Origin of the sequence: Nonomuraea rosea, from assembly GCF_039539705.1 — a bacterium.
Classification (GTDB): Bacteria; Actinomycetota; Actinomycetes; order Streptosporangiales; family Streptosporangiaceae; genus Nonomuraea; species Nonomuraea rosea.
Genome location: NZ_BAABDQ010000063.1, coordinates 1 through 14264, shown reverse-complemented (window position 1 = coordinate 14264; position 14264 = coordinate 1). Strand labels below are relative to the sequence as shown.

Here is a 14264-nt window from a genome sequence, read left to right as displayed (position 1 = left end):
ACTCCTCGTCCTAGGAGCAGCATCTCCATGCAGCGTACCCTCGTGGCCCTGGCGGTCCTCGCCGCCGTCACGGTCCCCGCCTTACCCGCGCGGGCGCACGATCCCGCCACCGAATGGTCCAGTTATGAGAAGAACACCCTGACCAAGAACGTCGGAGAGCCGATCGACCTGGCCGTCCTGCCCGACCTGCGCGTGCTGCACACCGCACGCAACGGGGACCTGCGGCTGACCGACCCGGCCACCGGCGTCACGAAGATCGTCAACACCATCCCGGTGTACGGCAACTCCGAGGACGGCCTGCAGACGGTCTCCCTCGACCCCGCCTTCGCCGAGAACAAGTGGGTCTACCTCTACTACGCGCCGAGGACCATGTCGGCGCCCTACCCGGAGACGACCCCGGCCGGCTCCGCGCCCACCTCGCTGCCCGCAGGGGCCGACGAGACGTACTGGAACCAGTGGAAGGGCTACAACCAGCTCTCGCGCTTCAAGTGGACGGGCAGCGCGCTGGACCTGTCCACCGAGCAGGTCATCATCAAGGTCGGGACGCAGCGCGGGCAGTGCTGCCACGTCGCCGGCGACCTCGACTGGGACGCCGCGGGCAACCTCTACCTGGCCACCGGCGACAACACCCCGGCCGGCACACCGGGAGCCAACGGGTTCGCGCCCAACAACGACGCGCCCGGCATGAACCCGGGCCTCGACTCCCGGCGCGGCGCGGGCAACAGCGACGACCTGCGCGGCAAGATCCTTCGGATCACGGTGCGGGACGACGGGACGTACACGATCCCGGAAGGCAACCTGTTCGCGCCGGGGACGGAGGGGACCCGGCCGGAGATCTTCGTGACCGGCGTACGCAACCCGTTCCGCATCGACGTGGACGCGGAGACCGGCACCCTGTCGTGGGGCGACTACGGACCCGACGCCGGGACCGGCGACCCCGCCCGCGGCCCGCTCGGCTACGTCGAGTGGAACATCACGCCGCTCACCGAGCCCATGAACAGCGGCTGGCCCTACTGCACCGGCGACCAGTTCAACTACAACGACTGGGACTTCGAGAGCGCCAAGCCGGGCCCGTGGTTCGACTGCGCGGCGGGCCCGCTGAACACCTCGCGCTGGAACACCGGCATCGACCGGCTCCCGCCCGCCGTGCCCGCCGACCTGTACTACGGCGACAACAACACCCACCAGCCCGCGGCGTGGGCCGGGCTGGTCGACTTCGAGGCCCAGGGCGGGCAGGGGCCGATGGGCGGGCCGATCTACCACTACGACGCGACCGGCCCGGCGACCGGCAGATTCCCGGCGTACTGGGACGGGAAGGCGTTCTTCGCCGAGTTCTCCCAGGACTACCTGGCGGCGTTCACCGTGACCGGCCCCGGCGGGCCCGTCACGGCGATCGAGCACTTCCTGCCCAACAGCGCGCTCAGAACGGCCGCGCAGCCCATCACCGACAGCCCGATGGACATCGAGTTCGGCCCCGACGGGTCGCTGTACGTGCTCGACTACGGCGACGGGTTCTTCCGCGCGAACCCGGACGCCGGGCTCTACCGGATCGACTACACGCCGGACAACAAGACGCCCCAGGCGAAGATGACCGTCGACAAGGCGTCGAGCAGCCAGGCGCCGCTCACCGTCGCCTTCGACGCCACGTCGTCGCGCGACGCCGAGCCGGGCGCGCTGACGTACGAGTGGGACTTCGACGGGGACGGCACGTTCGACGCGACCGGGGCTATGGCCGGGCACACCTACACCGAGCTGGGACAGTACGCGGCGCGGCTGCGGGTCACCGACTCCGGCGGCCGGGCCGGGCTCACCTCGTTGGAGATCACGGTGGGCAACACCGCGCCCGTGGTGAGCATCAAGACGCCGCCCGACGGCGGGTTCTTCGACTGGGGGAACGCGCTGCCGTACCGGATCGGGGTGTCCGACGCCGAGGACGGCGACCAGCCGGTGTGCGGCCGGGTGCAGTGGACGTTCGGGCTCGGCCACGACGTGCACGCCCACCCGGAGACCACCGGCACGGGCTGCTCCGGCGCCTGGCCCACCCCGGCGAGCGCGCCCGAGCACGGCGAGACCGAGAACATCTACGGCGTGGTCGTCGTGAGCTACCGCGACAACGGCGCGAACGGCATCCCCGGCGCGCTCGGCGAGGACACCCTGATCCTCAACCCGAAGCTGACCCAGGCCGAGCACGCCGACGACACCAGCGGCGTCACGGACACCCCCGACGGGACCGCCTCGGGCAAGGCCAAGGTCACCTCGTTCGACGCGGGAGACTGGATCGCCTACGAACCGGTCGACTTCACCGGGATCACCGGCGTGCGCACCACGGCCTCCGGCGCGGGGACGCTCTCCCTGCGCTGGAAGTCGCCGGACGCCGCGCCGTTCGCCACCGTGGCGGTGCCGGCGGGCGCGGGCTGGCAGACGGTCACGACCGCGTTCGCCGCTCCGCCCGAGGGGAGCGGGCGGCTGTACGTGACCTCGACCGGCGGCGTGGAGGTGGACGCGTTCACCTTCCAGGGCGGCGGCGTGGGCGACACCAGCCCGCCCGTCGTGACGGCGGCGCTGTCCCCGGCCCAGCCGGACGGCGCCAACGGCTGGTACACCGGCAACGTCACGCTCACCGTCACCGCGACCGACGACGGTGCCGTGTCGAGCCGCCAGTACTCCCTCGACGGCGGTCTCACCTGGGCCAACGCGGCGAACCCCGTGACGCTGAGCGCCGAGGGCGCCAAGGAGGTCCGGTACCGGGCGACCGACAGCGGCGGCAACGTCTCACCCGTGGGGACCGTCAGCATCAAGATCGACAAGACGGATCCCGTGCTGTCGATGACCGGGGTGGAGGCCCGGCCCTACGGTGACTCGGCCTCGCTCACGCCGGTCCTGTCGGGCACCGACGCGATCTCCGGCGTCGGGGGCGTCGTCGCCCAGATCGACGGCAAACCGGTCACTTCGGGCGCGGCTCTCCCGCTCTGGCCGCTGGCGCTCGGGGCGCACGTGCTCACGGGCACCGTGACCGACCGGGCGGGGCGGGCGACGACGTCGACCGTGACGTTCCAGGTCACGACCTCGTACGCGGATGTGCGGGCGCTGGTCGGCCGGTTCAGGAAGTCGGGGGCGGTGACGGGGTGGGCCGCGTACGAGCTGACCGGGCAGCTCGACCTGGCCGAGTGGCAGGAGAAGAAGGGCAGGCCGAGGCTCGCGATCGACGCGTTGCAGCGCTTCGTGAAGATCGCCGAGAAGCGGGGCAACGTGCCGGACGCGGCGGCACGGGACGCGCTGGTCCGGGACGCGCGAGCGCTCATCGACCGCTTGCGCACACCGTAACCGCCGCCGCCCGGCCGGGCGCGGTGTCATGCCGGGCCGAGGCTCCAGACGCGGAGCAGCCCGTCGTCGTCCGCACCCACGATGACGGGCCGGCCGGACCGCTCGGCCAGGGCCAGCGTCCGGATCGCGCCGCCCGGTCCCGGGCCGAGGACGCCCAGGATCTCGCCGTCGTTCAGGTTCCAGACGCGGACGATGACCTCCCCGCCCGCCGGGGCGTGGGCGACGGCCGCGATGGGCGTCTCACCGAGCAGGCCCGCCACGAGGGCGCCGGTGCCCCGGTCGTCCGGGCTCTGGTCGCTGAACGTCCACTTCTTCCTGCGCTTGCCGGTCGCCAGGTCGTACACGCGCAGGGTGGCGTCCTGGTGGGTGGAGACGAGCACCGGCTTGCCCTTCAGCTCACCGCACGCCAGCAGCTCGATGCCGCCGATCTCCCCGGTGCGGAACGAATGCGTCAACCGGCCCGTGGTCAGGCGGCGCACCCGGACGCGTTGGCCGCCGTCTCCCGTGACGAGCACGTCGTCGCCGCCGAGCCGGCCGAACGCCAGCCCTCTGATCCCCTGGAAGTGGTCGGTGATCGCGGGGCCGAGTTGCTTGCCCGTGGCGATGTCCCAGAGGCGTACGACGCTGTGCAAGTCGGTCATGCCGTCGTACTTCTGCGACACCGCGACCGCCCGGCCCCCGCCCGCCTGGCCGGTGATCGTCACGGCGAGGATCGGGTCGGCGGCCCGGTGCGTGGCCAGGCTCTCGCCGGTCAGGCTCCAGAGGCGCATCCTGCCGTCCGCATGCCCGGAGGCCGCCACCTTCCTGCCGCCCAGGGCGCCTACGGCCACCGAGGTCGCCGCGCCGCCGCCGTCGCCGAGCCGGGTGACGGCCGCGCCCGGGTCCCACCCCAGCACCACGCCCTTGGCCGTGCCGCACACGACGGTGGATCCACCGGCCGGCGTGGCCGCGCTGGTCGCGGTGGTTCCGGCCGCTCCGGCGAGCGTCGCGGCGGCCAGGGTCGCCGGCGCGCCGCTCGCTCCGGGCAGCGGTACGGGGTCCATGACCTGCGTGCCGAACGGCTCGGCCGACGCGGACGGAGCCGGCGACGCGCTGCCGGTGGGGGCGGACGGCGACCCGCTGCCGATCGGCCGCTCCGACGCCTTGGCCGCTGGGTCCGTCGGCCCTCCGACGGGCCGCCCCGTCGTACCTTCGTCCCGCCGCAGCACGGCGTACGCGGCGACTCCGGCGACGGACACGGCGGCGAGACCGCCGATCAGGACCCGCCGGCTGAGCGCCCCGCGCGGCGTGGTCGTCTCGGGGGCCGCGGGCCGGGCCAGGGGCAGGACCGTTCCCAACGGCACCGATCCGGTACGCCCCCCGCCCGCAACCGCCGGCCCCTTGGGCGGTGCTCCGCCGGGTGCCGTCCCCGGGGACGGAACGGCCGGACCCACGGGCGCAGCCTCGCCGCGTGACGTTCCCGAGGACGGGACCGCCGGGCCCGCGGGCGGGATCCAGGGGCTGGACGTCCCGCCGCGAGAGGACGCCGGGTCACGTGTTCCCGCAGACGGGGAGCCGAGAGCGGCCAGGTCGGCAGGCGACGAGCCGGGGACGGCGGAGCCCGGAGGGCCGGAAACGGCAGGGCCCACGCGCCCGGCTTCGGGGCCAGAAGGGCCATGGGGCGCGGAGCCGGGGAGGGGTGGGGTCCGGGGGTGGGACCTGGTGGCCGGGCCTGCCTGCCGGATCAGCTGCTGGAGCAGGGCGGCCGGCGTCGGGCGGGCCGGCGGGTCCTTGGCCAGGCAGGTTTCGATCACGTCCAGCAGATGCGCCGGCACCCCCTCCAGAACGGGCGAGCCGCTCAGGACCCCGTTCACGATGGCCGCGACCGTCTCCCCGGCGAAGGGCGGGCGGCCCGTGGCGGCGAAGACCATGGTCCCCGCCCAGCCGAACACGTCCGACGCCGGCCCCACCCGCTCGGCCTTGAACTGTTCGGGCGACATGTACGCGGGCGTCCCCACAGGCCCCGACGTGCGCGTGGTGGCGTCGAGCGCCTTGGCGATCCCGAAGTCGATGACGATCGGGCCGTCGGGCCCCATCAGGACGTTGCCCGGCTTGAAGTCCCGGTGCACGATCCCGGCCTGGTGGATGGCGGTCAGCGCGGTCAGCGTGGAGATCGCCAGCCGGTCCAGCGCCCCGCCCGTACGCGGGCCCGCCGACCGGACGAGCGCCTGCAGGGTCTCGCCGGGCACGTACTCGCTGACGATGTACGGCCGGTCATCGAGCATCCCGACGTCCAGCACGGCCGCCGTGCAGAACGCCGCCACCCGGCGCGCCGCCTCCGCCTCCCGCAGGAACCCCTTCGCGATGCCGTCGTCATGGCTCAGGTGGCCGTGCAGCACCTTGACGGCGACCTCGCGCCCGTCGTCGCCGGTCGCGCGGTAGACCACGCCCTGCCCGCCCGAGCCCAGCACCCCGGCGAGCCGGTAGCCGCCGATCCGCTCGGGATCGCTCTCGTGGAGCGGGCGCATGTCCGGCATCCCGCTCCTTCCATCGCGAGTCGGGCGATCCACACGATAGGGCTGAATGTCCGGGTTGCGACAGCTTCTCGAAGAAGAACTCGTGCTTCAGGAACGACGTGTCGTACTCACCCCCCGGGTACGGCGGAATCAACTGCGAAGATCGCGCCCGCGCCGTGTCGTTGGGGCAAATCACCAACTACTGGTTGTTCTTCCCCTAAAGCGTGGTTGGTATAGATATGCGGTGTGCAGCAGGTGACTCGTTGATCCGGCGCAGGTGGCTGCCCGGCACCGATCCCGGCGATCGCCGCCGCGGTGGGGATCCCGGACCTGCAGGCGTTCAACAAGGCGTGCCGGCGCGAACTGGGCGCCTCACCACGCGCCCTGCGCGACCGGCCCGCCCACTCCGGCGACCCAGCCGCGCACCCCGGCGACCCGTCCGGGCGCCTCGGCGACCAGCGCGCGCCGAGCGGCCCCGGCCCGGCCGCGCCTCCCGCGATCAGCGGACGCTGACCGGCACCCGCCCGCGATCAGCGCGCGCTGAGCGGGCGCATGTCGGTCCACACGTCCTCGATGTGGGCCAGGCACGCCTCCCGCGCCCCCTGGAAGCCGGTCTTCCGCCACCCCGCCGGGGGCTCCCGGTCCGCGGGCCACACCGAGTACTGCTCCTCGCCGTTGATCACGACCTGGTAGTCGTCCATGTCTTCTCCTCCGGTTCGCCGGCCAGTGCCCCGCGGTTGCGCAGGGCCTCGTATCCGATCAGGTCGTCGGGCAGCGCGTCGGGCACCAGCTCGTCGAAGTCCCACAGCGCCCGACGGCGGCGGGCGACGAGCACGCACAGCGCGATGGCGCTGCCCAGCAGTACGTAGAGCAAGCCGATGCCGCGGCCCTCGCCGGTGCCGATCAGCAGGCCGACCGTGCCCGCCAGCGCGCCGCCTTCCGCGAGCATCGGTTCGAACAGGGCCGTGCCCAGCGGCGCCACCACCGCGTAGCCGAGCGGCAGCGTCGAGAAGGCCACGAGCTGGTTCAGGGCGAAGACCCGGCCGTGATAGCGCTGCGGGATCTTGACCTGGACGATCGTGGTGTAGACGCCGTTGAGCAGGGTCAGCGACAGGAACAGGCCGAACACCCCGATCGTGATCACCACGAGGTCGTCCCGCACCCCGATCACCATCGCGGAGACCGCCAGCGACAGCGTGAACATGAGCTGCCCCCTGAACCGCCGCACCCGCGGCCCGCCCCACGCCGCCATGCCGAAGCCGCCGAGGAACACCCCGAGCCCGCCGAAGAACGAGACCGTCCCCACGTCGGCGAGCGATCCGGACGACAGCACCAGCGGCGAGATCATCAGGAACAGCGCGGCCATGAACAGGTTGACCACCGCGAAGAAGGTGACCATGCGACGGAAGCCCAGGTTGCCCCACGAGTAGCGGAAGCCGTTGACGAGCTCGGCGGTCATCGACTCCCGGCGGCGCAGGGCCATGGTGGCGGGGAAGCGGATGAGCAGCAGGCTGCCGACCGCGATCGCGTAACTGATCACGTCGATGGCCAGGATGCCCTCCAGCCCGATCAGGGCCATCAGCCCGGCCGCGGCGAGGGGCACGATGAGCTGCGCGACTCCGTTGATCATGCCGACCACGCCGTTGGCGTGGCCGAGGAAGCGCTTGGGCACGAGCTGCGGGATGGCGGAGCCGTACGCGATCCGCTGGAAGGTCAGCGCCACCGACAGGCAGACGAGCAGCGGGTAGATGTGCCAGGTCTGCAGGTTGCCGGTCCACAGCAGCAGCCCGAGCGCCAGTTGCGCGCCGCCCGCGCCCACGTCGCCGAGCAGCATCACCCGGCGCCGGTCGCTGCGGTCCACGATGGTCCCCGCGAGCGGGGCCACCAGCATGCCGGGTACGAGGGCCAGCACGGAGAACAGCGCGAAGTCGACCAGCGAGCCGGTGGTCAGGTAGATCCAGAGCGGGATGGCGAACTCGGTCAGCGCCGACCCCACGATGGACAGCGCCTGACCGGCGGCGACCCCGAAGAACCTGCGCATACTGGGCCGCGGCCCACCCCCGCCGCCCCGGGTCACCCCGCTGCCCCCGCTCACCCCGCCGTCCCCGGCCACCCCGCCGTCCCCCTTCACCCCCGGCTGGGTGTCCGGCGGGCCGGTGATCGAGGCAGGGGTCGTGGAGACGCCCTGCAGCCACCAGGTCTCCGCACCCGTGACGCGCTCCAGCGGGCCGGTCCGGCCGGTCGCGATGGCGGGGTGCGTACGGGTGACGATCTCCGCCAGCTCCTCCGCCCGATATTTCACGAAGAAGTGGGCGGCCTCATCGAGCACCACGCATCCCGTCACCGGCGACAGGACATGCCACTCCCGATACCGCTCCTGGTAGAACTCCATGATCGGGTCACGCTCACCGGCGACGGCGATGACCGGCGCGCAGAGCCGCCCGGCCTCCTCCTCGAACAGCCGGGTGAAGTACCGCTCCGCCGCCCGGGTGCCGTCCCTGCGGTTGCGGACGATCAGCCGCAGCTCCTCGGGGCTCAGGTCGGAGACGTCGAGCCCGGCCGCGGTGAGCGCGTTCACCCGGCCCTGGTCGCCGCGCAGGTCGTCGAGCCGGTCGCGCAGCCCGCTCAGCCGCCCGCGTGGCCGGGCGAACGGGAAGATGCCGCCCAGATAGACGGCCGCGACCTCGTGACCCTCCGACTCCAGCCGCCGGGCGATCTCCGCGATCAGCATGGCGCCCAGGCCGCAGTGCCCGTACAGGACGACGGGGCCGGGGACGTTCGCCACGACCTCGGCGGCGCACCGGCGCGCCACCTCGTCCGGCGGCAGCGCCTCCTCGCCGAGCTCGTGGCCGGGGACGGCGATCGAGTACAGCGCCCAGTCATCCGGCAGCGCGTCGGCGAGCGGCTTGTAGATGACCGCGCTGCCCCCGCCGTACGGCGCGCACACCAGCGTGTTCGTCGTCACGCGGGCCGGCGTGAGCCGGTGCAGCAGGCCGTCCTGGGTCTCGCCGCCCGGCTCGCCCGCCAGCAGCGCCGCGGTCTCCCGCACGGTCGTGTGCTTGAACAGGTCCATCAGGGTGATCCGGCGCTCCGGTACGGCCCTGCGCAGCCGGGCCAGGACCTGCATCGCGAGCAGGGAGTGCCCGCCGAGCTCGAAGAAGTCGTCCAGCGCGCCGACCTGGGCCAGCCCGAGCACGTCGGCCCAGACGGCGGCGACGGTCTGCTCCGCCGGGGTGCCGGGCGGGACGAACTCCGCGCCGTCGTCGAGCCGGTCGTCGCCGGGGTCGGGCAGGGCGGCCCGATCGACCTTGCCATGGGACTTCAGGGGCAGGTGGTCGAGCCACACGTACCGGACCGGGATCATGTAGTCGGGCAGCCGGTCGCGCAGCCAAGCCCGCACCTCGGCAGCCGACAACCGCGCGACGCCCCCAGCGCCCCCAGCGCCCCCAGAGCCCGCCACGCCCCCAGAGCCCGCCACACTGCCCGAGCCCGCAGCGTCGCTCGCTGCGTCTCCCGGCCCGTCCGCGGGCAGCAGGTAGCCCACCAGCCGGTCGTCACGCAGGTCCGCCACCGCCTGGGCGACCCCCGGGCACTCCGACAGCACGGACTCGACCTCGCCCAGCTCGACCCGATACCCGCGGATCTTGACCTGCAGGTCGCGACGGCCGAGGAACTGCAGGTCGCCGCCGGGCAGCCACCGGCCCAGGTCGCCCGTACGGTACATGCGCGCGCCCGGCTCGCCCTCAGGATCGGGCACGAACCGGTCCGCCGTCAGCGCGGGCTTCCCGAGGTACCCCCTGGCCAGCCGCGGCCCGCCCAGGTAGATCTCGCCGGCCACGCCGACGGGCACCGGCCGCAGCCGCTCCTCCAGCACCTGTACGCGCGCCCCCGGAAGCGGGCGGCCGACCGGCAGCGTCGTCTCCCGCGCGGGCTCGGCCGGATCGACGGCGAAGGTGGTGATCCCGACCGTGGCCTCCGTCGGGCCGTAGTGGTTGACCACCCCGCACCGGCCGGACGCGGCCAGCTCCCTGGCCCACGCCCAGCCGGACGCCTCGCCGCCGAGGATGAGCAGCTTGCGGGGCAGCAGGGCGGCGGGCTCCACCTCGGCGAGCAGCGCGGCGAGATGCGACGGCGTGATCTTCAGGTAGTCGGCCGGACTCCGGGCGAAGTGCTCGGCCAGCTCGGGGGCCGGGGTCCTGGACGGGATCAGGTGCAGGCAGCCGCCGGTGAGCAGGGCCAGGTAGAAGGTCGTGACGCCGAAGTCGAAGGCCAGCGACTGCAGCAGGGCGAAGGAGGAGCCCGGCTCGACCGCGAACCGCTCCTTCACCCCCGCCAGGTACGCGACCACCTCACGATGCTGGACCGCCACCCCCTTGGGCCGCCCGGTGGTGCCCGAGGTGTAGATCACGTAGGCCAGGCCGGACGGGGAGATCCCGCCGTCCAGCGAACCGGGGCCGCCGGCCAGCTCCAGGCCGTCGGGCAGGCCGTCGGCGGGCGCCGGGCCGTCGAGCAGCACCTCGGTGAGCTCCGGCGGCAGCGGCCCGCGCGCCCCCGCCGACGTGATCACCGTACGGACGCCGGCGTCCCCCACCATGTACGCGACCCGCTCCGCAGGCTGCTCCGGGTCGAGCGGCACGTACGCCGCGCCCGCCTTCAGCACCCCGAGCAGCGCGACGGCCAGCCCCGCGCACTGCTCCAGGCACACCGCCACCCGATCGCCGGCCCGCACCCCGAGCCCCCGCAGCCGGCGCGCGAGACGGCCCGCGCGCCGGTCGAGCTCCGCGTAGGAGAGCCGCTCGCCCTCGAAGACCACCGCGGGCGCGTCAGGCGTGCGGGCCGCCTGCGCCGCGACCAGCTCGTGCAGCAGGCCGTACGCCGGCGCCGCGGGCGGCGGAGCCGACTCCAGCGCACGCAGGCGGGCGCGCTCGGCAGGCGGGAGCACGTCGAGATCGGCCAGCCGCGTCCGGGGTTCGGCGACGGCCGCGCGCAGCAGCGTCTCGAAGCCCGCCGCCATCCGCTCCACCGTGCCCGCCCGGAACAACGCGGTGTTGTACACGAACGTGCCGTCGAGCCCACCGGACCCCTCGTGCAGGTACAGGCTGAGGTCGAACCGGCTGACGGACGTGTCGGCGGCGAACCACGACAGCTCCAGCGCGCCGGAGTCGACGGGCCGGCTGGTGTAGTTCTGCAGCGCGAACATCACCTGGAACACCGCGGGGCGGCTGACGTCCCGCTCCACGCGCAGCTCGTTGACGAGCTGGTCGAACGGCAGCTCCTGGTGGGCGAAGGCGTCCAGCGCGGTGTCACGTACGCGGGCCAGCAGGTCGGCGAACGACGGGCTCCCCGACAGGTCCGCCCGCATGGCCAGGGTGTTGACGAACATCCCGGCCAGCCCGTCCAGCTCCGGCAGCCCCCGTCCGCTGACCGGGGTCCCCACGGCGAACGCGCTCTGCCCCGCCCACCTCCCCAGCAGCGCCTGGAAGGCGGCCAGCAGGACCATGTACGGCGTCGCGCCCCGCGCCCCGGCCAGCGCCCGCACCGCCGAGGACAGCTCCGGGTCCAGCCGGAACCCGTGGGCCGCCCCCGCGAACGTCTGCTCGGCCGGCCGAGGCAGATCGGTGGGCAGCTCCAGCGACGGCACCCCGGCGAGCTGATCCCGCCAGTAGTCCACGTCCGCCCGGTAGGCGGGGGTGCCCACGCGTTCGCGCTGCCAGGCGGCATAGTCGCCGTACTGCACGGGCAACGGCTCCAGCGTGCCGCCCGCCTGCAGCGCGAACAGCTCGTTGAGCACGACGTCCCAGCTCCAGCCGTCGGCGACGGCGTGGTGGGCGGCCAGCAGCAGCACGTGGTCGGCCGGGCCGAGCCGCACCAGCAGGACCCGCAGCAGCGGGCCCGCCGCCAGATCGAACGGCCGGGCCAGCTCCGCCGAAACCAGGTCGCGGGCATGCGCGGCGGAGCTCGCCGTGGCCGTCTGGAGCTCGGTGCCGCCCACGGGGTCGACCACGACGCGCGGCGTCCCGTCGCCGGAGGTCACGAACCTGCTGCGCAGGACCTCGTGCCGGGCCGCCACCTCGTGCACGGCCCGCCGCAGCGCGCCGGCGTCCAGCTCCCCGGTCACCCGCACGGTGCACGAGACGGTGTAGGCGGCCGTGCCGGGCACGTACTGCTCCAGGAACCACAGCCGCTCCTGGCCGTGCGACAGCGGCGGCTCGCTCCCCGGCGGGCGCGGGCCGATCGTCGTCGTGGCCGTACGCCGACGCAGCCGCTGGGCGAGCAGCGCCTGCTTGGCGGGGGACAGGCTGGTCACGGCGCCTCCGTGGAGTCGAGCAGGCGCAGGGCCTCCTCATCCGACAGGTTCTCCAGGTCGGCCAGCAGGATCTCCTCCACCGCGCCGGCGAGCTCCGCCACCGTGCGATGGGTGAAGAACGTGCGGATCGGCACCTCGATGCCGACCGTGGCCCGCAGGCGGGCCGCAGCCCGTACGGCGAGCAGGGAGTGCCCGCCGAGGTGGAAGAAGTCGTCGTCGGCGCCGACCTTGTGGACGCCGAGCAGGTCGCCCCAGACGTCGGCCACCAGCGCCTCGGCGTCGGTACGCGGCGCGAGGTACCCGGGCCTGAACCCGGTGCGCGCGCTCCCGACGACGTGCGGCACCGGCAGCGTCTCCAGCCGCCCGTCCGGCAGCCGCCGCACCCGTCGCACCTCGCCGTCCTGCGTCCGCAGCTCACCGGCGGCGCCCGGTGGCACGGGGCCGCCCCAGGGGTCCAGGATCCGCTCCGGCCAGGCATCGGCCTCGTCGGCCGGGGTGTGCGGGGGCAGCTCGGAGATGCGCCGGTCAGGAGCGTTCATGACCTGGTCGAGCAGCACGGCGAACCGTCCGGCCAGCCGCTCGACGGTGCCCGCGTCCAGCAGCGCGGCGTCGTACTGGAAGACCAGCGTGAGGCCGCCGGCCGCGGGCCTGGCCTCCAGCGCCAGGTCGTAGACGGTCTCGGGCGGCCGGGCCGCGAACGGCCGGTGCTCCAGCCCGCCGAACGTCCCCGGCTCCGGCACGGGCTCGCACATCCGCAGCGTCGTCTGGAACAGCGGCTCCCGCCCGAGATCGCGCTCCACCGCGAGCGCGGAGACCAGCCGCTCGGGCGAGAGGTCCGCGTGTTCCGCCGCCTCCAGCTCGGACTCCCTGGTCCGGCGGAGCAGCTCGGTGAAGGCCGGGTCGCCGGACAGGTCGCCGCGCAGCACCAGGTGGCGGGTGAGGTGGCCGAAGACCGGTTCGAGGCCGGGCAGGTCGCGCCCGTCGACGGGCCGGCCGATCAGGAAGCCGGTCTGGCCGCAGTGCCGGGCCAGCAGCACCTGGTAGGCCGCGAGCAGCACCGTGAACAGGTCGCCGCCGGCCCCCGCGCCGAGCCGCTCCAGCGCCCGCGCCGGCTCCGGGGGCAACCGCAGCTCGTGCCACCCGCCGGCGCGGGCCGGGGTCTCGGGTCTGGGGCGGTCCAGCGGCAGGTCCAGGACCGGAGCCCCGGCCAGCCGCCCGCACCAGTGATCGAGCGCGGGAGCGGCCATCGACTCGCGGCTGTCCCGCCAGCGCGTGACATCTCCGGCCTGTACGGGGAGCGGGGCCGGCTCGCGGCCCTCGTACAGCGTGGCCAGGTCGTCGAGCAGCACCCCCATCGACCGTTCGTCGGCCACGACCGGATGGGCCACCACGCACAGCACGTGGTCGTCGGCCGCCAGCCGCACCAGCGCCACCCGCACCGGCGGCGCGGCGGCCAGATCGAACGGCTCGCCGGTCACGGCGGCCACCAGCCGCACGGCCTCCTCTTCGGCATCCAGGCGCCCCGTGAGGTCGTGCCTGCCGACCGGCGGCTCGTACGCGCGCTCCACGACCACCCGCGGCCGGCCCTCGTCACCGGGGAAGCGGGTGCGCAGGCCCTCATGGCGGCTCGCCAGCCGGGTCAGCGCCCCGGCCAGCGCGTCCTCGTCGAGGCGGCCGGTCAGCCTGAGCGACGCGGACAGGTGCGCGGCGGCGTCGCCGTCCAGGTAGGAGGCGTGGAACCAGGCCCGCTCCTGAGCAGGGGACAGCGGCACCTGCGCGCCGGCGGCGCGCGGCCGCAGCGGCACGTCCGCCACGACCCCGGGAACGGGCAGCGCCTTGCGGTCCAGCTTGCCGTTCGGGGTGAGGGGGAGCGCGGCGAGCGGGATGAAGATCGTGGGGATCATGTACGCGGGCAGGCGTTCGGCGAGGTGGGCGCGGAGGCCGGCCGGGTCGATCGAGGTGCCGACGAGGTAGGCGACGAGGGTGTCCTGGTGGACGGTGGTGGCGGCTTGGGTGATGCAGGGGTGGGTTTCGAGGGTGGTGTCGATGTCGCCGAGTTCGATGCGGTGGCCGCGGAGTTTGATTTGGTGGTCGGTGCGGCCGAGGTAGTGGAGGGTGCCGTTGGGGTTTTGGCGGAC

6 protein-coding genes are annotated in these 14264 nt (G+C 74.0%); 2 read left to right on the top strand and 4 right to left on the bottom strand.

Going from position 1 to position 14264, the window contains the following annotated elements:
* Window positions 1–27 precede the first annotated feature (27 nt).
* Entirely contained in the window at window positions 28–3324 is a 3297-nt protein-coding gene (locus ABEA43_RS63255; protein WP_345579041.1) for a PQQ-dependent sugar dehydrogenase, read from the top strand.
* 26 nt (window positions 3325–3350) lie between these two features.
* On the opposite strand, the gene ABEA43_RS63250 is transcribed toward ABEA43_RS63255, so the two are convergent.
* Window positions 3351–5840: a protein kinase domain-containing protein gene (locus ABEA43_RS63250; protein WP_345579038.1), complete on the bottom strand. Its 2490-nt coding sequence runs from the start codon at window positions 5838–5840 to the stop codon at window positions 3351–3353.
* A gap of 294 nt (window positions 5841–6134) precedes the next feature.
* Here ABEA43_RS63250 and ABEA43_RS63245 point away from each other — a divergent pair, with 294 nt between their 5' ends.
* A complete protein-coding gene (locus tag ABEA43_RS63245) occupies window positions 6135–6332 on the top strand; it encodes a hypothetical protein (RefSeq protein WP_345579035.1) in 198 nt (65 codons plus the stop codon).
* 17 nt (window positions 6333–6349) lie between these two features.
* Here the strand turns inward: ABEA43_RS63245 and ABEA43_RS63240 are convergent, their stop codons facing one another.
* The 3 genes from ABEA43_RS63240 to ABEA43_RS63230 form a co-directional block, all read right to left on the bottom strand.
* Entirely contained in the window at window positions 6350–6520 is a 171-nt protein-coding gene (locus ABEA43_RS63240; RefSeq protein ID WP_345579032.1) for an MbtH family protein, read from the bottom strand.
* The gene (locus tag ABEA43_RS63235) at window positions 6499–12126 is read right to left on the bottom strand and encodes a non-ribosomal peptide synthetase/MFS transporter (protein WP_345579030.1); all 5628 of its coding nucleotides are present in this window, start codon (window positions 12124–12126) and stop codon (window positions 6499–6501) included. Before ABEA43_RS63235 ends, ABEA43_RS63240 begins: the two co-directional genes overlap by 22 nt.
* Window positions 12123–14264: condensation domain-containing protein (locus ABEA43_RS63230; RefSeq protein WP_345579028.1), on the bottom strand; the 2142-nt coding region annotated here is incomplete at its 5' end. The genes ABEA43_RS63235 and ABEA43_RS63230, both read right to left, overlap by 4 nt.